Origin of the sequence: Paludibacterium purpuratum (genome assembly GCF_004363805.1) — a bacterium.
GTDB lineage: Bacteria > Pseudomonadota > Gammaproteobacteria > Burkholderiales > Chromobacteriaceae > Paludibacterium > Paludibacterium purpuratum.
Genome location: NZ_SNZP01000014.1, coordinates 106,442 through 128,750 on the forward strand (window position 1 = coordinate 106,442; position 22,309 = coordinate 128,750).

Here is a 22,309-nt window from a genome sequence, read left to right on the forward strand (position 1 = left end):
CGCTCCGACGTGCAAACCTTACATGACTCCAAGGCCGAGCTGATCGAGCGCGGCAAGCAGCAGATCAAGACGGCGCTGCCGCGCTTGGATCTGACGCTACGGCAGAAGCTGGCGTTGACCTGCCGCATCCTGTTCAACCATGGCCACGATTCGGGGCTGGCCGGCCAGATCACCGGCCGCACCGGTACACCCGGCACGTTCTATACCCAGCAGTTGGGCTACGGCTTCGACGAGATCACCGCGGCGTCGTTGCTGGTGGTGGACGAGGACTTGCAAGTGCAGGAAGGACAAGGCATGGCCAATCCGGCCAATCGCTTCCACGCCTGGATCTACCGGGCGCGGCCCGACGTGCAATGCATCATCCACACCCATCCGACGCATGTGTCCGCCTTGTCGCTACTGGAGCGGCCGTTGCGCGTGGCGCATATGGACAGCTGCATGCTGTACGAGGACGTGGGCTTTTTGGCCCAATGGCCGGGCGTGCCGGTGGGCAATGAGGAGGGGCGCCTGATCAGCGAAGTGCTGGGCAGCAAGCGTGCCGCCATCCTGGCGCATCACGGCCTGGTGGTGGCGGGCAGCTCGGTGGAAGAGACCTGCGTGCTGGCCATCCAGATCGAGCGCAGCGCCAGGCTGCAGCTGTTGGCGGAGGCCGCCGGCGAAATCCGCGACATCGAGCCGGCCTTGGCGCGCGAGGCGCACGACTGGATCTTGCAGCCGGCGCGCAGCCAGGCGAGCTTCGCCTACTTCGCCCGCCAACTGCTCAAGACCCTGCCGCAGGATGAAGTCTTGTAATCGTAGGGTGAATTGATGCGTTGCTTCGCGAACGCATCCTACAAACACGCGGCCAGGCTGTCCACCGCGCGCTCGGCGTCTTGCCGCGTCGTGAAGTTGGCAAAACCGAGCAGCAAAGCCTGGCCATAGTCGTGACGCAGCGCCCGCGGCGACAACGCGCCGACCGAGAGGCCGATTTGCGCCGCGCGCGCCTGCACCTCGACATCGCTCACGCCCGGCGGCAGGTGGGCCAACAGGCATAGCCCGCGGCTGGATGGGCTGATGCTAAGCCGCTGGCCGAACCGGGCCGTCAACACCTCGACCAACATGGCGCGCCTGGCTTCGTACAGCGGGCGCGTTTTCTTGATGTGGCGGGCGTAATAGCCCTGCTGCATCATGTCCGCCAAGGTTTTCTGGCTATGCAAGGGGCAGCCGTCCAGGATGTGCTCGGCCAATTGAACGAAGCGGGCGATCTGCCGGCAGGGCACCACCACATACGCCAGCCGCAGCGCGGGACACAGCGTCTTGCTGAAGGTGCCCATGTAGAAGGTGCGGCCGTCCCGGTCCAGGCTGGACAGCGTGGGCGCCAGCCGGCTATCGCCGCAGTATTCGCTGTCGTAGTCGTCCTCGATCAGCCAACGCTGGTTATCCACCGCCCAGTCCAGCAGTTCGGCCTTGCGCTGCGCCGACATCACCACGCCCAGCGGGCTTTGGTTGGCCGGGGTGACGATGGCCACGCGCGCCTCGGGCGCCTGCTTGATCCCCGCGCCGACGATGATGCCCTCGGCATCCACCGGCAGCGGGTGATGCGGGATGCGATTTTGCGCCAGCAAATATTGGCTCGGCGGATAGCACGGATCTTCGGTCCAGACGCTCTGGCCATGCTCGAGCAGTCCGGTCAGCAACAGCTGCAGCGATTGCCGATAGCCGGTGGTGACGATCACCTGGTCGGCGCCGCACTGGATGCCGCGAGCGATATTGAGGTACGCGGCGATCGCGCTACGCAAAGGCGCATAGCCCTGGCTGCCGGCCACGATCTGATGTTCTTTCGAATGCGCCTGACGCAAATTGCCCCACAGCTTCCTGGGGAAGGCGTCCTGCGCCGGAATACCGATCTGGAACGGCCGCACCGGCGGTAGCGCCGGGACATTGTCCGGCTCGGGCTGCCGGCGGACTTGCTGGCGCGAAAACTGTCTGGCTACCGACGTGCCGGCCTGGCCGTTGGAGACGAAATAGCCTTCGCCCACCAACAGGTCATACGCCATCTCTACCGTATTGCGCGACACATTGAGCTGCTGCGCCAGCGTGCGAATGGAGGGCACGCGGGCGCCGGGCGGATAACTGCCGTTGGCGATCGCGTCTTTGAAACGATGATAAAGCTGTCGATACAGCACCTCATCACTGTCCGTCTGTAACGAGAAGGTGGGGAGCAGTAAATTCTTTGTCATATTTTTTGTGTTGGCAAGAATCTATGTGGCGGATTCCCTTGTAGGTGCTGGCTGCCATACTATGACAAAATAATATTCAGATCAATGTATTAGGTGAATGTTAGGGCTGTGGCAGTACCGTGTTCGAGCTACCCGAACACGCCGTTTGCGCAATAAGAGGGGGGTATGTCCGGGCACCGCCTAGCCCTGCTTGATCGTGGGCGGTCTGGGGCTGGGGTATGCCCATTTTCACCCCCATGTACCGACCGCGTCATGGCGGGTCTAGCCAAGTTGCACCAATTCCCATTCGCTATCGATGGCCAACTGGTCGGGCTCCCCTTTCAGTTTTTGCCAAACGCTACGCTGATTCGGCACCAGCACCGCCGGCATGGTCTGGCCGGCCATGAGCGATAGCTGACGCGGCGTGGCCTGCGGATGCGTGCATTGCCACAAGCCGGTTTCCGGGCAAGGTTGGCCGCTGGCCACCTTGCTGCCCAAGGGCAGACGATCCGATGTTTTGCTGGGGGCCGGCGTGGCGGCGGCGGTTTTGCCCGCTTCCCCCGCCTTGGCTTTGGGGCGACCGGTGGCCGGGTCCAAGCCCTTGGCTGTGGCCAGCTTCTTCATCAGCTCTTCGGACGGTTTTTCCGGCGCCACATTGGCCTTGAAGTCCTCCAACCATTTGATCTTGCCGTTCCAGTGCGGCAGCTTGGCCGGCGGCAGAGGTACGATCTCGTCTAGCTCGGGGACGCTGGGGTGGGCGTAGGAGTAGTCGCTCAGTATGCCACTGATGATTTTGTAGCGACGGCTGCGTTCATCATCCTGCTTTAAGCCCAGATCAATCGACTGCTTATTCTCTGTTGGAATGGAACCAAAACCATTTTCCAAATTGTAAGCAGCGGTTTCATCTCCCCACTTAGTGCTCAATTGAAAAAATTTGACGGCTTCGGCGAACTTTTTTTCAAACTGTAACTGATTCGCATATTCCAATGCTGCAGTTGCGTGTCCCTGTTCAGCCGCACATTTAAGCATCTGGTTCCCGATGGCAAACGGCACGGGCTGTGCAATCGTCAGGCCAGTCAATTTACCGCCCACCAGGTATTGCGCTTCCGGGCTGCCCATGTCGGCTGCCTTGCGATAGTAACGATTGGCCAGTTCTTCATCCTGTTTCACGCCGTAGCCGGCCTTGATATAGCGCCCCATATCGTAATAGCCGCCCGGGATGCCGCGGTCGATCAGCTCCTGGGTCAAATCCAGCGTTTCCTTGACCGGATCGTCGCTCTTGGCGGTGCCGCGGCCGATCATGTCGCGCAGATCCAGGTTGGCCTTGTAGTGGCCATAGGCGGTGGCGATGCGGTAGTAGCGCTCCATTTGCGGGTAACGCAGCGGATCCTCTTTCTCGATCTGGTTCTTGCGCAGCCAGCGGGCATAGCGGTACAGCTGGCCGGCCTCCGGGTCGAGTGCGGGCAGATGGTCTTTTTCGTAGCTGCAGGTAAAGGCGAGATTGGTCTCGACGTTGTGCAAATCGGGCATGGCGCGCTCCTTGGAACCGCTGCAGGCGGCCAGGCTGAGAGTAAGAATCAGGGCAAAAAGGGTTGGCTTAGTCACTGTTGCTCCGGGCTGGGTCAGTGCGCAGGAATTCGCGTAAAGGGGCGATAGGTGGCTGGCCGTTTTTAAATGCAGAAAAGTTTTTCTTCAAAATATCTCGCCACGCGGTAAAGGTCGCCTTTGAGTTTTCTGCCATATCCATCCGCTCCGGGTTTGCATCTTTCCAACTGTGAGTATGCCTGCCCCACAGCTCCTTGCGCAGCGGATGGGCGATTTCCGGCCGATCCAGCGCCAAGTTCAGCTCGCTGTCCACCTGCATGCTGCGGGTGTTGATATTGGCCGAGCCGAGGGTGAGGAAGGTGTCGTTGACGATCATCAGCTTGGCGTGGATGTAGACTTCCGTCCACCCGGTGGCTGGGGTTTTGACCACCGAAATCTGTTTGCCCTGATCGTAGTTGTAGCGTTGCTCGTAGGTGGCCGGCGTGACCTTGGAGTCCATCGCCACCAGCGAGCAGATATGGGTTTTCAGGCCGGGTTGTTCGACTTCGGCCACCGGTGCATCCGGCTTTTGCGCCGCTTCGTAGGCTTGTTCCGCCTGCTGGCGCCTGGCCGTGGCTTCTTCCTGCGCTTGCCGGGTTTTCTCCCGGAGCTTCTCGGGGCTCAGCACGTTCGCCGCATGGATGATGCTCGCCTCGCGCTCGGCCTGCTTGGCCTGCCCCAAGCGCGCCTCCAGGTCGTCGGCCCGTTCGGCGCGGGCCACGGCGGGGATGGTATCGGCGCGGCCGAGGCTATCCAGCATGCGGTAGGTATTGACGGTGCCGGCGCCGACGCCGGCGTCGGACGTGTTAGTGACGACGAACAGATAAATCGGATACGGCCGTCCGTGCTCTTTTTGGGCCTTGGCCGCCGCCTTGATCTTTTCCGCCAAAGGTGGCCAACGGAAATACTGGTTTTCGATGTAGATGAACGAGGTGACGTTGTTGACCGTCTGCAAGTACATCTTCTTGATGTCCTGCTTCTTGTACTCCGGCTGGGTGCGCAGCAATTGCACCATGGCCGGCTTGTTGGCGCCCTTATCCAGCCGCGGTTTGTAATTGATGAAGCCGCCAGACGGCAAGGCGAGGTCTTCCTTGGTTTCGTCGCGCCAGGCGCGGCGGAAATTATGGAACATATCGCCGATCACCGGGCCGGTGACCAGGCTGGAGAAGTCCTCGCGCGGGCCGACGATACCGTTGCGCCCCAGGTTCGGCGCCATGCGCTTGGCGCTGTGCTCGTTGGTATCCCAATACTCGTCGAGCATGTTGTGGCCCATCACAAAGCCGACGTGGGCGTGTTCGTCGTCGTAATCCACCAGCACCATCTTTTGGTGATGGCTAGGCCCGAGCGCCAAGGCGGACTTGGTCGTCAGTTTCAGGCCGCTGTCGTCGTACTCCTGATCCAGGATGTGCTTGCGGGTACGCGGGCCGAAGCCCCGGCTACGGAAGTGCAGGGTTTGGCTTGGGATGTCCGGGTGGCGCCGGTCGCGGTCGGCTTTCTCGGTGGCGCCGGCGGCGGCTTGATCCTCGTCGTACAAGGCATACCAATGCTTGTCGAAGTCGTATTGCGCGGGTGTTTCGAAGCCCGGCTTGTCCTTGATGCCCACCGCCCAACGACCCGGCGTCTGCGATTCCTCCACCGTCGCGCCGGTGGAGTTGACGTACAGCCCGCCGACTTTTGAGGCGAAGGACAGCACGCGGACTTGCACCCCCTGCTTGGCCTTGTATTCCAGTAGCTTCCCGATCTGCGCCGGCACCGCCTCGGCCATATCGGCGTACTTCACCGCATCGGCGCCCTTGCGCACGAAATACATGGACGGCTGAAAGCCCCAGCAGATGATGCAGACGTTCTTCTTGGCCTTGGCGATCGCATAATGCACCGCGGCAAAAGCCGCCTCGCCATTGACCAGAATCTGGAAACTGGCCTGCTGGATATGGTATTCGCTCTTTTGTAAAAACCAGGGCAAGGTCAGATTGGCCGCCATCCGCTTTTTGGGGCTGACCGGGACGACGATGGGGCTGTTCATGATTGTTCTCCGTCATCGGTGCCGTTCACCAGGTGGTTGTAGCGTGCCCGGGCATGATGATCGATCTCCTCGCGACCATCCGGCGGCGCGCCGCCCGCATCCACTTTATGGAACCCGGCATTGGCCAGATCGCCTTTATCCGGGGTGCGCATTTCCTCGGCGATGGGGATGTGGAACTTCACGCCGTTGGCCAATTCCACGGTGTACTTTTGTGTGGTGACGGCGTGCTCGACGTGCAACTGTCCGCTGTGGTCGACGATGCCGCGCTCGATTTCGCCACCATCGGCATGCAGGGTGTAAGGCATGCCGGCCCAGCTACTGTTACTCCCTTGCGGTGCTTGGTCCAAATGCAGCGCCAGCGGTGTTTTGGGTGAGCTCTGCGGGAAATTGGGATGCGTCACCGTCATGCGTTCCGGGCCATTCATGAGGTGTTGCGCGCCCTTGATGTCGATCTTACCGGGGCAATGCAGCTCGATATTGCCGCCCTTGAGGCGGATGTACGCACCGCCGCAGGTCAGCAGAATTTCTTGTTGGGCGGCGACCACAATGCGTTGCTGGGTCGATGTGACCACGAGGTTGCGCTCGGAGGTCAGTTCCATTTCCCCGTGCTGTGCTTGTACCTGCACTTTGCCCTTGGCGGCGATCAGCTTCATCGTCGCTTTATCCGCCACCCCGGCGACGAACAGGCTGATGTGCTCTTTGACGTTGGCGAGCCATCGACGCCCGGCGCTGTGATTGACGTCGCGTTGCGCCACCAGGTCGAGGTTCGTGCCGGCGGCGATTGTCTGGCTTTGTTCCGTTAGGCTGGCAATGCCGGCCGGGGCGCTCGTCACCAGAATGGGCTGTTTGCCGTCTTGCCATTTTTGCTGGGCGTCGTTGAGTTTTTGTTGCGGCGCGCTGTCGAGGGTGTCGGCCAACTGCGCCGTGGCCACGTCGCCCAGGCTTCTGCTCAGGGCGAGCGCCGCATCGAGTTGGCTTTGGGCATGGGTTCTGGCCAGGTGCGGGCCGGCGGCGCCGTTTTGCGCTTCGGTGGAAAGCAACAGGCCGTGCGCGGCGCGCAGTGCGCCGTGTTGGTCGCTGCGTAGCTCAAAACCTTCGCCGCGCGGCTCGGCTTTGCCATCGGCGCGGGGCTGGGTGAGGAAGCCTTGGTTAAGCTGGGTGGCGCCATGCGTGCTGGCCAGCCGGGCGCGCACTTGTTGCGGCGTGTCGTCGAACAGCAGTTCGTTGTGGCCCTGGCCTTGATGCTCTTTCGACTTGATGCCGGACAGCGTCTTGTTGCCCGGCAGATTGCCGGCGGCGGAGAAGGCCGGCGGGGTGTGGCTGCCGTTGTAGACCACGCTGCGCACCACCGGGCGGTCGATATCGCCCTCGATGAAGTCCACCAGTACTTCCTGGCCGATGCGCGGGATGAACTGATGCCCCCAGGCGGCGCCGGCCGAGGGCATGGCGACGCGCACCCAGCAGCTGGAGCGTTCGTCGAAGCCGGCGCCGGCGTCCGGGTGCTCTTGGCTGCGCGCCCAGTGGAACTGCACCTTGATGCGGCCTTGCTCGTCGGTGTGCACTTCCTCGCCGGCCGGGCCGACGACCGTCGCCGTTTGCAGCCCCGGCGCAGTCGGCTTGGCCAGCGTGGTACCGGCATAGGCGGCAGTCAGCGGGATACCGCGGCGTTGCGTCTGGATCGAGGTCGAGAAGGGGGCGCTATGCTCTTCGGCGCCCAAGTGTTGCGCCAGGTCGTGCGGCAGGTTGTTGCGCGCCTGGAAGGTTTGCCCGGTGACGACGAATTCGCGTTGGCTCGCCGCGTCGCCGCTGTGGGCGGGGTGGTCATCCAAGCGGAAATATTCGCCCGGCACCAGCCCGCGCACCGAGCCGCTGCCGCTGAATTGCTTGGCCTGCTGGTCGTGCGCTTGCTGGCGCAGCGCGGCGTAGCGGCCCAGTTGCTCTTCGTCGCCGGCGTAGTACAGGCCGGGCGCGTCGTACTGCGTTAGGCTGCTTTGCAGGGCAAGCCCCGCTTGGCCCTGATCGACGCGGCTGCCGTCGCCGTTTTGCTGGGTGTAGACCGGTTTGTAATCGTAGCTGGCAAGCGATGTGCTGCCCGGGATGATCTGGCGTGCGGCCTCCCAGCCGGTCAGGCCGTCTTCCTCCTCGGTGGCATCGCTGCGGTGGAAACGGACCCGCGCCAATTTGGCGGCCGGCAGGCTGTTGGCATCGTCGAACACCACCAGTTTGACTTGCGGGCCGTCGTCGTCGAGATGGACGAAGCGCCAGCTATAACCCTCTTCGCCGAGCAAGCGGCGGATGAAATCGTAGTCGCTCTCTTTGTACTGCAGCGTGTAGCTGCGCGGGGCGGCGGGTTGAACCTGGATGTCCAGCGTCTGCATCCGGGCAAACAGGGGATTGGCCGCCTGATGCTCGGCGAGGATCTGCTTGACGATGTCGGCCACGCTTTGATCTTGGAACACGCGTGCCGTGCTGCGATGGCGCAGCAAAGCAAGGGGCGGCTCGATCGTCAGCTCGTACTTGGCAAAGCCGCCGTCCGCGCCAAGCTGCCGTGCCTGGCTCACCACCCCGCAGCGCAGCGTCTCGCCGCCGTCGGCGTCATGGATGCCGATGCGCGCCGGTTGGCCGAGCAGGGATTTCAGCTCGATGCCGGCATCCGGCGACAAGCAAGCGAGGACAAGGCGGTAGGGTTTGGACACACCTTCCTCGCCCGCTAGGCTCAGCGGCAGCAACTGCCCGGCGGCGATGTGGCCGTTGCCCAGTTGCAGCGTGAGCAGGCGCTGGTCTTGGTTGAAGGCCGAGGCGAAGCTGGCCAAAAGCGTGTTCAGATCCATCCATGTTCCAAAAAAATACCCTCGCGCGAGGGTATGGTGTGATCCGGCATGGTTCAATCGGAAAGAACCTAAACCGCTAAAAACTTTTTAAATGATAGCTGGATTGTTAACAGTTGATTATCTGTCCTATCGGACAGGTGTAGCAAACGGAATTTAATGTCTATGGGTATTTTGGCAACATTCCACAATGCCAACGACATTGACGCGGCGTCACTTTCCGATGCAGAAGCGGCTGAAAATCACCCCCAATAGATCGTCCGAACTGAATTCGCCGGTGATTTCCGACAAGGCGTTCTGCGCCAGGCGCAGTTCTTCGGCGAAGATCTCGATCTGCTGCCAGCCGGTGGCGGCCAGCGTCAGGTGTTCGGCGGCGCGGCCGATGGCGTCCATGTGCCGCGCGCGCGCCAGGTAGACGCCCTCGGCGCCGGCGCTGAAGCCGACCATCTGCAGCAGGCGCGCCTTGAGCAGGTCGACACCGGCCTGGGTCTTGGCCGACAGGTAGACCGAGGGGTGGCCGTTGTGCGTGTCCTGCTCGGGTTGGCCATCGGTCAGGTCGATCTTGTTGAAGACGAAGACCAGCGGCAGGCCGGTCGGCAGACGCGCCAGAATGCGCTCCAGCCCCTCGTCCACGCCCTCTTGGCTATCGACCAGCACCAGCGCCAGATCGGCGCGCTCGACCGCTTGCCAGGTGCGTTCGATGCCGATCAGTTCCACCACGTCTTCGGTTTCGCGCAGACCGGCGGTGTCGATGATGTGCATCGGTACGCCATCGAGCAGGATTTCCTCGCGCACGGTATCGCGCGTGGTACCGGCGATGTCGGTGACGATGGCCACGTCGTCGCCGGCCAGGGCATTCAGCAGGCTCGACTTGCCGACATTGGGCTGGCCGACCAGCACCACGTGCATGCCCTCGCGCAGGATGGCGCCCTGGCGCGCGGTGGCGCGCACCTTTTCCAGGCGCTGACGCAGTTGTTCCAGCTTGCCGGTGGCGTCGGCCGCCTTGAGGAAGTCGATGTCCTCTTCCGGGAAGTCCAGCGTGGCTTCCACCAGCATGCGCAATGTGATCAGCCCGTCGACCAGCGCGTGCACCTCGTCGGAAAACGCGCCCTTGAGCGATTTGAGCGCGCCTTTGGCCGCCGATTCGCTGGCGGCGTCGATCAGGTCCGCCACGCTCTCGGCCTGGGCCAGATCCATCTTGTCGTTGAGAAACGCCCGGCGCGAGAACTCGCCCGGCTCCGCCAACCGCGCGCCCAGTTCGACGCAACGCGAAAGCAGCATGCGCATCACCACCGGGCCGCCATGGCCTTGCAGTTCGAGCACGTCCTCGCCGGTGAACGAATGCGGCGCCGGGAAGTACAGCAACAAGCCGTTGTCGATGGCGCTGCCGTCGGCGGCCAGGAAGTCGGTGTAGAGCGCATAGCGCGGCGTGATGGTTTTGCCGCCGGACAGCGCGGCGGCAAACGGCAGCAAGTCGCGGCCGGAGACGCGAATCACGCCGACGCCGCCGCGTCCGGTGGCGGTGGCGATGGCGCAGATGGTGGCGGGCGTGTAACGAATCGAGGACATGGTCGGCTCAAATGTTAAAAAGCCCAACCGCAGGCGGTCGGGCTTGGGAGTCAGTTCAGGCGGCGATCAACTCTGCTGAGCAACCTTCTTGGCTTGCTCGATCTGGCGGTTGATGTACCACTGCTGCGCGATCGACAGAATGCTGTTGAGCACATAGTAGAGCACCAGGCCGGCCGGGAAGAAGAAGAACATGGCCGAGAACGCCAGCGGCATGATCTTCATCATCTTGGCCTGAACCGGATCGGTCGGCGGCGGGTTGAGGAAGGTCTGGGCGAACATGGTGACCGCCATGATGGCCGGCAACACATAGAACGGATCCGGACGAGCCAAGTCGTGAATCCACAGTACCCACGGCGCCTGACGCAGCTCGACCGAAGACAAGAGCGCCCAGTACAAGCCGATGAACACCGGAATCTGGATCACCATCGGCAGGCAGCCGCCCAGCGGGTTGACCTTCTCCTGCTTGTACATTTCCATCACGGCTTGCTGGAACTTGACGCGGTCGTCGCCGTGTTGCTCCTTCAAGCGTTCCAGACGCGGGGACAGCGCCTTCATCTTACCCATCGAGCGGTAGGACGCCGCGGTCAGCGGGTAGAACACCGCCTTGACGATCAGCGTCAGCAGGATGATGGCCCAACCCCAGTTGCTGACCAGGGCGTACAGCTTGGTCAACAGCCAGAACAGCGGCGAGGCGACGATGTAGAAGATGCCGTAGTCCTTGGAGTACTCCAGGCCGTTGGCCACCTTGGAAATGGTGCTGTACTCTTCCGGGCCGGCGTACAGCGGCACGGTCAGGTCAAACTTTTGTCCCGGGGCGATCGGCTTGAGATCGACCAAGGCGCTGGCCGAATACAGGCCATCCTTGGCTGCCATGTCGAAACGGCAGCTCTTGGCGATCTGGCAGATGTCCTGGCCGTCGAGCGGCTTCATCAACCAAGCGGTCATGAAGTAGTGCTGCAACATGCCGACCCAGCCACCGCGGGCGTCCTTGGTGTATTCGGCCTTTTCCTTGTCCAGATCGGCGAACTTGACCTTCTGGAACTTGTTGGCTTCGGTGTACACAGCCGGGCCGGTGAAGGTCTGGGCGAAGCGGCTTTCGCCGTCCGGCGACTTGCCGTCGCGCAGCAGGCGGTAGTAGGCGGTCGGTGCCAGCGGGTTGGTGCCGCCGTTGACGATTTCATAGCGCACGCCGATATCGTACGAGCCGCGCTTGAAGACATAGACCTTGTCGACCTTGACGCCATTGGCGACCGGGGCGGTCAGCCGGACTTCCAGCGTGTCGCCGGTCAGGCTGTAGCTGTTTTGCGTCGAGGTGAACACCGTCTTGTGCGTCGGCAGGGCCGGGTTGCTGTCGGCCAGCAAGCCGGTTTGCGCCACATAGACGCGGCCGTTGCCGTCGGTCAGCAGATTGAACGGCTTCTTGGCGTCGGCGGTGGAGTCGTGCTTGAGCAGCTCCAGGTCGCGCAGGTCGCCGCCGGTGGTGTCGATTTCGGCATGGATCACGTCGGTGTCGACGCGGATGCGTTGTCCGCGGGCCAGCGAGCCGACTTCGGCGCCATTGGCGCCCGCCGGTTGTGCTGCGGCGGTGCTGTCGGAAGCGGTCTGCGTCTGCACGGTGGCGGCAGGTTGCGGCTTGGGCGCGAACTTCTCCTGCCACAACAGCAGAATGCCCAAGGACAGCACGATAAAGATGATGAGGCGCTTGGAATCCATCTTGGTTACCGGAAAGTTAGGGTACCGGGTCATAGCCGCTGCCGCCCCAGGGGTGACAGCGCGCAATCCGTTTAGCCGCGAGCGCGGCGCCCTTGCAGGCGCCATGCTTCTTCACCGCCTCGATCGCGTAACTTGAACAGGTGGGCATGAAACGGCACCGCGGCGCAAGCCACGGGCTGATGGCCAACTGATAGAAGCGGATCAGGTAGACGAGGAGTCGCGACATCGAGCTAGTTTAGCAAACAGAGCCGACAAAGCCATGACAGCTTCGGGACTTTTGTCGCGGTCAAAGACAAGTTTTGCGCGCACGACATAGTCCATGCCACCCAGCCGGTGCTGGTTCAGCCGGAACCACTCGCGCACGGAGCGCTTGATATAGTTGCGGCGAACCGCCCGCTTGGCGACTTTCTTGCCGACCACTAACCCTAATCGGGGGTGGCCCAGGTCGTTGGGGCGGGCATACACCTGAAAGAAAGCATTGCTGCGTGCTTGCCGCATACCAAAAACGGATGAAAAATCATCCGTTTTCAGAAGCCGGTGCGCGCGGCGAAAGCTGTAGTCCAAGTCCGATTACACGGCCAGACGCTTGCGACCCTTGGCGCGGCGAGCAGCCAGAACGGCGCGGCCACCACGGGTCTTAGAGCGAACGAGGAAGCCGTGAGTGCGCTTACGGCGCGTGGTAGAAGGCTGATAAGTACGCTTCATGATGCGGTGTTCCTATTATCGAAACGGTAAAGAAAATAAACGCGAGATTTGACAACATGTTAGGGGAAAAGTCAACCGCTAATTTTTCGTGCTCCTGTGGATAACTCTGGCAAAAACCATTAGAATGTGTAGAGTTTGCAGCACCCCGGCCCAGTCCTTGCGCCCACGCATACCGACAGGCGCCCGCCGGGGTTCTTCTGTGTCCATGCCGAACATCGCTCCAGGCACGGCGACGCGCCGGAGCTCCCGCCGTCTTGCTCCTCGGATCTCGGCGGGATTTTGCTTTGAACATTGCGTAAAAAACATTTAATGACCGAACTGGATCAATTCTGGCCGCTGTGCCTGGCTCGCCTTGAGTCCGAACTGTCTTCGCAACAGTTCAACACTTGGATCAAGCCGTTGGCCGCCGAGGCGAGCGAAGACAGCGTGGCGCTTTTGGCGCCCAATCGCTTCATCATGCAGTTCATCAAAGACCGCTTCCTTGGCCGCATCGAGGAAATCGCCGTCGAGTTGATGGGCGAAGTGCCGGTCGAACTGCGCCTGGGCGCGCCGCAGGTGCGCCCCATGCGCGCCGAGCCGGCGGCCCCGGTTGCCGCGCCTGCCGCCACGGCGGGCGCTGCCGCGAGCCCGTCCGCCCTGGCCCGCCAGCCGGCTGCCCCCAGCCCGGTTCAGCCGCGCCAGACCGCCGCGTCCAAGGTCATCGGCGCCGGCCACGAAAGCACGCGCCTCAACCCGGCCTTCACCTTCGACACCCTGGTGACCGGTAAGGGCAACCAGCTGGCGCGCGCCGCCGCCGCGCAAATCGCCGACAACCCGGGCGACCCGGCCTACAACCCGCTGTTCGTCTACGGCGGCGTCGGCCTGGGTAAGACCCACTTGATTCAAGCCATCGGCAACCACGTTTACCAAAAGTCGCCGCAGGCCCGCATTCGTTATATCCACGCCGAACGCTACGTGGCCGACATCATGCGCGCCTACCAGCACAAGGCCTTCGATGAGTTCAAGCGCTACTACCACTCGCTCGACCTGCTGCTGATCGACGACATCCAGTTCTTCTCCGGCAAGAACCGCACCCAGGAAGAATTCTTCTACGCTTTCAACGCGCTCATCGAGGGCGGTAAGCAGGTGATCATGACCTGCGACACCTACCCCAAGCAGATCGAAGGCATGGAAGAACGGCTGATCTCGCGCTTCTCCTGGGGCCTGACGGTGGAAATCCAGCCGCCCGAATTGGAAATGCGCGTGGCGATCCTGATGAAGAAGGCCGAAGCCGACAACATCAAGCTCGACCACAACGTCGCTTTCTTCATCGCCCAGAACATGCGCTCCAACGTGCGCGAACTGGAAGGCGCGCTCAAGCGCGTGGTGGCCTACGCCCGCTTCACCAACCAGAGCATTTCCATGGATCTGGTCAAGGAAGCGCTCAAGGACATTCTGGCCGCCGGCAACCGCCAGGTGACGGTCGACACCATCCAGAAAACCGTCGCCGACTACTACAAGATCAAGCTCTCGGACATGCACTCGAAAAAGCGCAGCCGGGACATCGCCCGCCCGCGGCAGATCGCCATGGCGCTGGCCAAGGAAATCACCCAGCTGAGCCTGCCGAACATCGGCGAGGCCTTCGGCGGGCGAGATCACACCACTGTGCTGCACGCCTGCAAGACCATTGCCGAAATGCGCACCGTGGACAGCGACATCGCTCACGATTACGAAACATTGCTATCCATGTTGCGCAACTGATAGCCATGATCAATTCACCACTCGTTCCTCTTCGGGAGTCCGGAACATGCTGATTCTGCAAGCCGAACGTGATGCCCTGCTCAAGCCGCTGCTGGCGGTGACAGGCATTGTCGAACGCCGCCACACGCTGCCCATTCTTTCCAATGTGCTGATCGAAAAGAAGGGGGCCGAAGTCGGCTTTCTCGCAACCGACCTGGAAATCCAAATCACGACCGCCAGCACCGACGCGTTGCCGGGCGAAGATTTTCGTCTGACCACCTCGGCCAAGAAGCTGCAGGACATCCTGCGCGCCATCCCCGATAAGGCCACCGTCACGCTGGAACAGCAAGACGGCCGCCTGACGCTGAAAGCCGGCAAGTCGCGCTTCAACCTGCAAACCCTGCCGGCGGAAGATTTCCCGCTGTTGCCGGTCAACGGCACCAGCGACGCCGCCTTCAGCCTGAGCCAGCGCGAACTCAAGCGCCTGATCGCCCAAGTGCAATACGCCATGGCGGTGCAGGATATCCGTTACTACCTCAACGGCCTGCTGATGCAGACCGAGGGCAACCAGGTTCGGCTGATTTCCACCGACGGCCACCGCCTGGCGTTCTCCTCCGCCGAGGTGGAAGCCAACCTGCCCAAGGCCGAAGTCATCCTGCCGCGCAAGACCGTGCTGGAGCTCTACAAGCTGCTGGCCGACAGCGACGACCCGATCAACATCGAAGTGCTCGCCAACCAGGTGCGCTTCAGCTTCGGCACCACCGTGATCATCAGCAAGGTGGTCGACGGCAAGTTCCCGGACTACAACCGCGTGATCCCGCTCGACAACGACAAGATCTTCCTGATCGAGCGCGTCACCTTCCTGCACGCGCTGCAACGCGCCGCCATTCTGGCCAACGAGAAATTCCGCGGCGTGCGCCTGGTGCTCAAGCCCGGCGCCATGTCGATCCTGTGCACCAACAGCGAACAGGAAGAAGCCGAGGAAGAGCTGGAAATCGGCTACAGCGGCGGTGGGCTGGAGATCGGCTTCAACATCAACTATCTGCTGGACGTGTTGACCAACCTGCCGGCCGACACCCTGCAACTGGCGTTTGGCGATGGCAGCCGCAGTGCGCTGTTCACCATCCCGGACAACAGCGACTTCAAATACATCGTGATGCCGATGCGCATCTAAGCGCGTGGGGGCCTCGGCCCCCGCACTGACAGACACACGAAGAAGAAGGTTTTATGAGCGAACAGGAATACGGCGCGGACAGTATCAAGGTTCTTAAAGGCCTGGATGCCGTGCGCAAGCGCCCGGGCATGTACATCGGCGATACACAGGACGGCACTGGCCTGCACCACATGGTGTTCGAAGTGCTGGACAACGCCATCGACGAAGCCCTGGCCGGCCATTGCGACACCATCCGCGTGATCATTCACCCGGATAACTCGATCTCGGTGGAAGACAACGGCCGCGGCATCCCGACCGACATCCACCCGGAAGAAGGTCGCTCGGCCGCCGAAGTGATCATGACCGTGCTGCACGCCGGCGGTAAGTTCGACAGCAACAGCTACAAGATCTCCGGCGGCCTGCACGGCGTCGGCGTCTCGGTGGTCAACGCCCTGTCCGACTGGTTGCGCCTCAAGGTATGGCGCGACGGCAAGGTGCACGAAATGGAATTCCGCCATGGCGAAGCCGTGGCGCCCTTGACCGTCACCGGCCATTCCGAACACCGCGGCACCGAAGTGCACTTCCATGCCGACAGCGAAATCTTCGGCACCGTCGAATTCCACTTCGACCAGCTCGCCAAGCGCATCCGCGAACTGTCATTCCTGAACAACGGCGTGGCCATCACGCTGGTCGACAAGCGCAACGGCAAGGAAGAGAACTTCGCCTACTCGGGCGGCGTGGCCGGCTTCGTCGAATACATGAACCGCAACAAGTCCGTGCTGCACCCCAAGGTGTTCTACGCCCTGGGCGAAAAAGACGGCATGAGCGCCGAAATCTCGATGCAATGGAACGACTCCTACCAGGAATCCGTCCAGTGCTTCACCAACAACATCCCGCAGCGCGACGGCGGCAGCCACTTGACCGCACTGCGCCAGGTGATGACGCGCACGCTCAACCAGTACATCGACGAATCGGAAACCGCCAAGAAGGCCAAGGTGGAAACCACCGGCGACGACATGCGCGAAGGCCTGACCTGCGTGCTGTCGGTGAAACTGCCCGACCCGAAGTTCTCCAGCCAGACCAAGGATAAACTGGTGTCGAGCGAAATCGGCCCGGTGATCAACGAAGTGGTCGGCGAAGCGCTGAAGAGCTTCCTGCTGGAAAACCCGAACGACGCCAAGATCATCTGCGGCAAGATCGTCGACGCCGCCCGCGCCCGCGAAGCCGCGCGCAAGGCCCGCGAAATCACCCGCCGCAAGGGCATCATGGACGGCCTGGGCCTGCCGGGCAAACTGGCCGACTGCCAGGAAAAAGACCCGAAGCTGTGCGAACTGTACCTGGTCGAGGGCGACTCCGCCGGCGGCTCTGCCAAGCAAGGCCGCGACCGTAAGTTCCAGGCCATCCTGCCGCTCAAGGGCAAGATCCTGAACGTGGAAAAAGCCCGCTTCGACAAGCTGCTGCAAAGCCAGGAAATCGCCACGCTGATCACCGCGCTCGGCTGCGGTATCGGCAAGGAAGAATACTTTCCGGACAAGCTGCGCTATCACCGCATCATTCTGATGACCGATGCCGACGTCGACGGCGCGCACATCCGCACCCTGCTGTTGACCTTCTTCTACCGGCAAATGCCGGAGCTGGTGGAACGCGGCCACATCTACATCGCCCAGCCGCCGCTGTACAAGGCCAAGCACGGCAAGCAGGAACGCTATCTGAAGGACGACTACGAGCTCGACCAGTACCTGCTGCAGCTGGCGCTCGACCGCGCGGAACTGATTCCGCGCGAAAACGCCACGCCGCTGACCGGCGAAGAGCTGGGCAAGGTCGCCCGCCAGTTCCTGCTGGCCCGCGCCGCCATCGAACGCGAAAGCCGCGTCATCGACCCGCTGCTGCAGGAAGCCCTGCTCAAGGTCGAACGCCTGTCGCTGGAAACCGAGCAAGGCGCCCGCTCGGCGGTCGAACAGCTCAACGGCAAGATCCCGGCCGAAGACCTGGCGCTGGAACTGATGCACGACAGCAAGAACGACGGCTGGATGATCAAGATCATCCGCAAGCTGCACGGCAACGTGATGGTTTCGGTGCTCGACCAGGACTTCCTCGACTCCAACGACTACGCCGAACTGGTTCGCACCGGCGACCTGCTGCGCGGCCTACTGGGCGAAGGCGCCTGCGTACGCCGCGGCGAAACCGTGCGCCCGGTGGCGGAATTCGGCGAAGCGCTCGACTGGCTGCTGGCCGACGCCAAGAAGGGCATGAGCATCCAGCGCTACAAGGGGCTGGGCGAAATGAACGCCGAGCAACTGTGGGAAACCACCATGGACCCGGATGTACGCCGCCTGCTCAAGGTGAAGATCGAAGACGCCATGGGCGCCGACGACGTGTTCACCACCCTGATGGGCGACAACGTCGAACCGCGTAGGTTGTTCATTGAGAGCAATGCTTTGATTGCGCGGAATATTGATGTTTGATTGAGATGTGTGGGTAAGTCAGTGCTGACTTATCGTTGTGAGGGAGCCCCGCTTTTGCGGGGCTTTTTTTATTGCCTGTTCGCTGTGGTCTGGCGCAAGGGTATGCTTTTTTGATTTGATTTAGATACAAAGACAGCGAATTTTCATGCACATGTACTTGTGAATTTGAAATGGAAGGGGCAGGCTGTCAGTTCATGAAAAATGAATAGGATTGCAAAAACACCAGAAGCTGGAGTCCTGGCAAGATGCTCCGCTTTTGAGTGGTGCATGCTGGCAAAGGAAGAGAAGCATGGACGAAGGTATCTCCCTTTTTTGGGAGGGGCACATGCAACAAGAAAGACCTGACCCAATACTGTTCGTTTAGGTACATGCCATCACCAAGCCTACCGCACAATCAATCTTGCATCGTCGTGGATAGTGGTGGTCATGCGAAGCATAGGGCGAGTTTCGTCGCTTGACTTGTCGTGGCGCATGCTCGCCCAAGGTTCGTACGGCTAGCAGCGTTGCTGCGTGCGCCAGCAATTGCCGAAACCAACCACATCGCTTTCTAGGCTGCGCTGGGGGGAAAGGCCCCGGATTGGGGCTGGGTGCGCCTCACCAGTTGCACATGTGCCGTAAACGACAGCGCGTGGTGCGATTGTCGATACTCGCTTGCCGCCTGATGCATCAACCAACGCACCGCGTAATGCGCCAGCACCCAACCGTAGAATTCCTGGCGTACCAGCTCGGGCGTTTTTGAGCGAAACACGCGGCGTTGCCGCAGTAAATGCGTCTTGAGCTCGTCGAAGACCGACTCCACCTGCCAGCGCTCGTGATATAGCGCCGCCAACGACAATGCTGGGGCCGATTCTGGGTCGAGCAAACTGGTCATGAGGCGGTAAGAGGCGGTCGAACCACTGTGTTGCGGCAAGGTGTACTCAATGATGCGGACCGGCACGCCATCGACACCTCGACGCCGGGCTCGGTCGTTGGGATAGAGTGCGCTTAGCCAGGAACCGTCCGCCAAGGGCTGCAACACCGGCAAGATCTGGTTGCTTGCGCAACGCCATAACAGATCAGCGCCGCTGGCACGAGCAGCGCACCACTGTGCATGCCCGCGGAATCCGCGATCGGCAAGGCACAGCATGCCGGGCTTTAGACTGGCCAAGAGCGGCAGGCAGAGCTCCCACTCTGGTGCGCGATAAGGACCGATGTTGGCATCCAGGATGGCGTGAGTCGCGCATTCGACCAGCACGGCGCATTGCGCTTGTGGATAGCCGGCTTGGCCGGTGCGACTACCGGGATAGCCGAACTGCGCCACGTTATCGACCTCGTCGGGAATGTCGAAATTGCTGCCATCGATAGCGACGACACGGCAACCAGCGAAGAAGGCATCGGGATGAGCTTGAGGCCGAGCCAGAGGCAGACAGGCACGATGCATGAGGTCACGAAGCGGCGTAGCACCGATTTTGCGGCGTAGCTCGCTGACGGAGGATTTGTGGACCGTGGTGGAGGACGGTTTCCCCTCAGCCCAGGCCAAGCCCTGAGCCACGACGGCGAATACCTCTTCATAGGCGGCTTCGGGATAAAGGTTAAGCGCCATGCAGTAGTACACGCCGGCCACCGCCGGGAAACTGCGAATACGCTGGCTATTGCACCCATGCGCGTCGAGTACGCGATTGACGAGATCGGCGGGAAAGACTCTGGCCAGTAAACTGGCGCTGAGAAAATCGCTTAGCCGCGCCCCTGCGCCAAGCGATGTTTTGGTTCGTGCCATGACGTCCTCCTTCGTGGAGAGACGCCATAGCAGGAGCGGAGTTCACTAACCAAACAGTGTTGAGACCTGACCCCGTGACCCCCATTCGGATATCAAAACAAATTTTAAATATGCATATGTATAAAATATAGGGTTAGATGATTATGTTTGATGATTATGATTATAAAAATTCTGGCATCCGTATTTGTTTAAAATTTGTTCAGCAGCACGATGAACCAATGTATCCATGGGAAATTGCCGGATTTTTGAACAAATTAAATACTTCATATTACAAATTTGAACTTTTGAACTCAATATGTTCAGCAATAAAAAATGGGGTATCGCCATCAGATATTTTTATATTTGACCACTCACTGCCGCTATATAGACGATATGCAAATCTTAATTTAGTAGAAGACTCAACTGCCGTAAAAAATTTTTACGACATAGGTCTTCCTGTTCCATTGGCTCCAGAACCTGGTAATTACGATTTAAACTTATTCTATCAATTATTCAAAACAATAAATTCTTTTTTGTATAGAAATCATGTTCGACCACTAACAAAGGATAGCTTAGTTGAAGCATTTGAAGTATTAACGACAGATGGCCTTGGAGAGGCTGAAGATTTTGTTGTTTCGCTAGCGGAAGGCCGTGCAAAAAAAAGCAGGGAAGCAGCAGCAAAGCGAGGAGATAAAAAAGAACCATTAACAAGAGAAGATATAGTATCTTGTTTGAGAAAATATTACATAAAAAAAGAGCAGCTTTTGTCTGATCTGATTTTTATAAAAAGTACAGACGATGAAGCTCAACGAGAGTTAATAGATGAATCTAGCAGGCATTCAAAAAGAATATCCTCTGTACTGTTAGCATTTTTTAAGAATTTCGACGCAATTACCCGGCCACTGGTAATTGCGAAGGTTTCTGATACGAAATTCCGAATTTTAGGCCGGTCACTTGTTAACAAGAAAGAGCAAACAGGCCTGGAACTCAAGGAGATATCGAGAAATAGTCCTCTAAAGGCCATTATTGAGGGTGGGTTATCTTTATATCAAACAATTGGGCAAGAAAGAAGAGCAGAGACTCTTCATAAAATAGATGAGAAGATCAAGCTCGAGGAATTAGAGGCAGCAAAAATTAATAGGGAAATTGCTGAAGAAAGATTGCGTGGGGAAAAGTTAAAAAACACACTTTCAGAAATAGAAATTTCAAACAAACTTGAGCGTGTTGTTCAAGGAACAGACATCAATTTTTCGGAAAAACTTCAAGATTCTTTGATTAGAGATAGGATCAATAAGGCATACGAGATTGAAAAAAATAATTCTGCTAGAGTTTTGATTTCTCAAGGCCTAGATTTGGATAGATCCGCCACAAGAATTATAGACACAAGTGCTTGAAATTGATAAGTGACTTAATATTATCTAGTTGAGCTATTTTCTTAAGAACCTGCCATCCAGTTCGGGCCTGATAGACGATCTCGTGGCGCACGGTAACCATAAGGAAAGCATTATATGCAAATTGACATGCACTACTACGGGACCTATGCGATGGCAGCCTCAGCAGGAATCCCTTGTAAAGAAGCACAGATCATTGCGCATGCAGCCCAGTATGTTGACGATCAGGATCATGAGCAATTTAAGGCCGTGAGAGTTGTCGGAGGTGACACATGTGAGGCCGTCTATGGGATCGCAACGGCTCATAGCCCAATGGATCTGAATGCTGATGCGGGCCTTATTCATACTCTGATCAAGCGTATCCAGCGGAAACCCATTTCCGATACGAAAGATGATAGTCGCATGGTATGGGTTCCATTTCATTTTCTTCCTGGCGGCGGCAATGCCTCCTATCTAGAACGCATCATTTGCAAGACAGATAGCAGGATTGCCAATGAAATGATAAGCCATCATATTTCCTTGGCTGGGGAGACATTCGGCTTACAACTAATGGGAATCGCTGCGCATGTCTATGCCGATACGTTTTCACACTTTGGGTTCGCAGGTGCGGAGTCAGAATTGAACAAGGTCGACATTAACTCCATAAATCTGGATAACAGGCATTCGGCACAAGCAATAGAGAAAATCTGGAACCTTACCGAGCACATCAAGACACGTATAGCTGGAGAGTCAACGCTTGGACATGGAGCTGTTGATACTCTCCCTGATACCCCTTTTCTAAAGTGGGAATTTACGAATGCAAGTGGAGAGGTGGATTCCCGAGACAATCATGCTCTGTTTCTATCGGCATGCCGGAGACTTCATGAACATTTTACTGAGTTTGCAAGAGCAAAGGGCTATGGCTCTGCCTCAGTCAAATTTGATGAGATTGAGCCTGCCGTGAGTACAATTCTGCGTTTTGAGGGCGACGCAGAAGAGCGCACGGTCCGTTGGATGGAGGCCATGGGAAAGGGGGAGTTAGGTAACCATGTCCAGCCCTGTGGGCACTATGATCCTATGATGTGGAGTGACCACCTCAAGGCAGCCCTGGACTCAAGAAATGCGACTGCAATTGTGAATAGTGACGCATATCTTTTCTACGCTGCAGCTGACTATCACAGGCATTTTGTGCTGAAGCGACTTTTGCCACAGCATCAGGTGATCGTCGCTTAATTTTGAATGTCACC

The 22,309-nt window shown here is 59.4% G+C and carries 16 protein-coding genes; 6 read left to right on the forward strand and 10 right to left on the reverse strand.

What is annotated here, in order from left to right; genetic code table 11:
* Window positions 1–9: 9 nt before the first annotated feature.
* Complete coding sequence (locus DFP86_RS16080) at window positions 10–792, forward strand: aldolase (RefSeq protein WP_133683116.1); 783 nt, start codon at window positions 10–12, stop codon at window positions 790–792.
* 38 nt (window positions 793–830) lie between these two features.
* Here the strand turns inward: DFP86_RS16080 and pdxR are convergent, their stop codons facing one another.
* From pdxR to rpmH, 9 genes are all read right to left on the reverse strand, one after another.
* Window positions 831–2,219: a MocR-like pyridoxine biosynthesis transcription factor PdxR gene (gene pdxR, locus DFP86_RS16085; protein ID WP_133683118.1), complete on the reverse strand. Its 1,389-nt coding sequence runs from the start codon at window positions 2,217–2,219 to the stop codon at window positions 831–833.
* Between the two features lie 261 nt (window positions 2,220–2,480).
* Window positions 2,481–3,803, reverse strand: a complete 1,323-nt coding sequence (locus tag DFP86_RS16090; RefSeq protein ID WP_133683119.1) for an SEL1-like repeat protein — start codon at window positions 3,801–3,803, stop codon at window positions 2,481–2,483.
* The gene (locus DFP86_RS16095) at window positions 3,796–5,805 is read right to left on the reverse strand and encodes a phospholipase D-like domain-containing protein (protein ID WP_133683121.1); all 2,010 of its coding nucleotides are present in this window, start codon (window positions 5,803–5,805) and stop codon (window positions 3,796–3,798) included. The genes DFP86_RS16090 and DFP86_RS16095 overlap by 8 nt, the downstream gene beginning before the upstream one ends.
* Window positions 5,802–8,636, reverse strand: a complete 2,835-nt coding sequence (locus DFP86_RS16100) for a type VI secretion system Vgr family protein (RefSeq protein WP_133683124.1) — start codon at window positions 8,634–8,636, stop codon at window positions 5,802–5,804. The genes DFP86_RS16095 and DFP86_RS16100 overlap by 4 nt, the downstream gene beginning before the upstream one ends.
* 210 nt (window positions 8,637–8,846) lie before the next feature.
* The gene (gene mnmE, locus DFP86_RS16105; RefSeq protein WP_424991636.1) at window positions 8,847–10,193 is read right to left on the reverse strand and encodes a tRNA uridine-5-carboxymethylaminomethyl(34) synthesis GTPase MnmE; all 1,347 of its coding nucleotides are present in this window, start codon (window positions 10,191–10,193) and stop codon (window positions 8,847–8,849) included.
* A 75-nt stretch (window positions 10,194–10,268) separates the two neighbouring features.
* Window positions 10,269–11,915 (reverse strand): membrane protein insertase YidC, encoded by a 1,647-nt coding sequence (yidC, locus tag DFP86_RS16110; protein WP_133683128.1) that lies wholly within the window; start codon window positions 11,913–11,915, stop codon window positions 10,269–10,271.
* A 16-nt stretch (window positions 11,916–11,931) separates the two neighbouring features.
* Entirely contained in the window at window positions 11,932–12,141 is a 210-nt protein-coding gene (gene yidD / locus DFP86_RS16115) for a membrane protein insertion efficiency factor YidD (RefSeq protein WP_133683130.1), read from the reverse strand.
* Entirely contained in the window at window positions 12,117–12,479 is a 363-nt protein-coding gene (rnpA, locus tag DFP86_RS16120; RefSeq protein WP_133683132.1) for a ribonuclease P protein component, read from the reverse strand. Before rnpA ends, yidD begins: the two co-directional genes overlap by 25 nt.
* A 6-nt stretch (window positions 12,480–12,485) precedes the next feature.
* Window positions 12,486–12,620, reverse strand: a complete 135-nt coding sequence (gene rpmH, locus DFP86_RS16125; protein WP_008955801.1) for a 50S ribosomal protein L34 — start codon at window positions 12,618–12,620, stop codon at window positions 12,486–12,488.
* A gap of 309 nt (window positions 12,621–12,929) precedes the next feature.
* On the opposite strand from rpmH, the gene dnaA reads away from it, so the two are divergent.
* From dnaA to gyrB, 3 genes are read left to right on the forward strand one after another with little or no spacing between them, the layout of a single operon-like run.
* Entirely contained in the window at window positions 12,930–14,360 is a 1,431-nt protein-coding gene (dnaA, locus tag DFP86_RS16130) for a chromosomal replication initiator protein DnaA (protein WP_133683134.1), read from the forward strand.
* A gap of 46 nt (window positions 14,361–14,406) precedes the next feature.
* A complete protein-coding gene (gene dnaN, locus DFP86_RS16135; protein WP_133683136.1) occupies window positions 14,407–15,513 on the forward strand; it encodes a DNA polymerase III subunit beta in 1,107 nt (368 codons plus the stop codon).
* Between the two features lie 53 nt (window positions 15,514–15,566).
* Window positions 15,567–17,957 (forward strand): DNA topoisomerase (ATP-hydrolyzing) subunit B, encoded by a 2,391-nt coding sequence (gene gyrB / locus DFP86_RS16140; RefSeq protein WP_133683138.1) that lies wholly within the window; start codon window positions 15,567–15,569, stop codon window positions 17,955–17,957.
* 547 nt (window positions 17,958–18,504) lie between these two features.
* On the opposite strand, the gene DFP86_RS16145 is transcribed toward gyrB, so the two are convergent.
* Window positions 18,505–19,713: an IS4 family transposase gene (locus DFP86_RS16145; RefSeq protein WP_133683140.1), complete on the reverse strand. Its 1,209-nt coding sequence runs from the start codon at window positions 19,711–19,713 to the stop codon at window positions 18,505–18,507.
* 143 nt (window positions 19,714–19,856) lie between these two features.
* On the opposite strand from DFP86_RS16145, the gene DFP86_RS16150 reads away from it, so the two are divergent.
* Complete coding sequence (locus DFP86_RS16150) at window positions 19,857–21,086, forward strand: hypothetical protein (RefSeq protein ID WP_133683142.1); 1,230 nt, start codon at window positions 19,857–19,859, stop codon at window positions 21,084–21,086.
* Window positions 21,087–21,200: 114 nt separating this feature from the next.
* Window positions 21,201–22,295 (forward strand): DUF6765 family protein, encoded by a 1,095-nt coding sequence (locus tag DFP86_RS16155; RefSeq protein ID WP_133683144.1) that lies wholly within the window; start codon window positions 21,201–21,203, stop codon window positions 22,293–22,295.
* The last annotated feature ends 14 nt before the right edge of the window (window positions 22,296–22,309 follow it).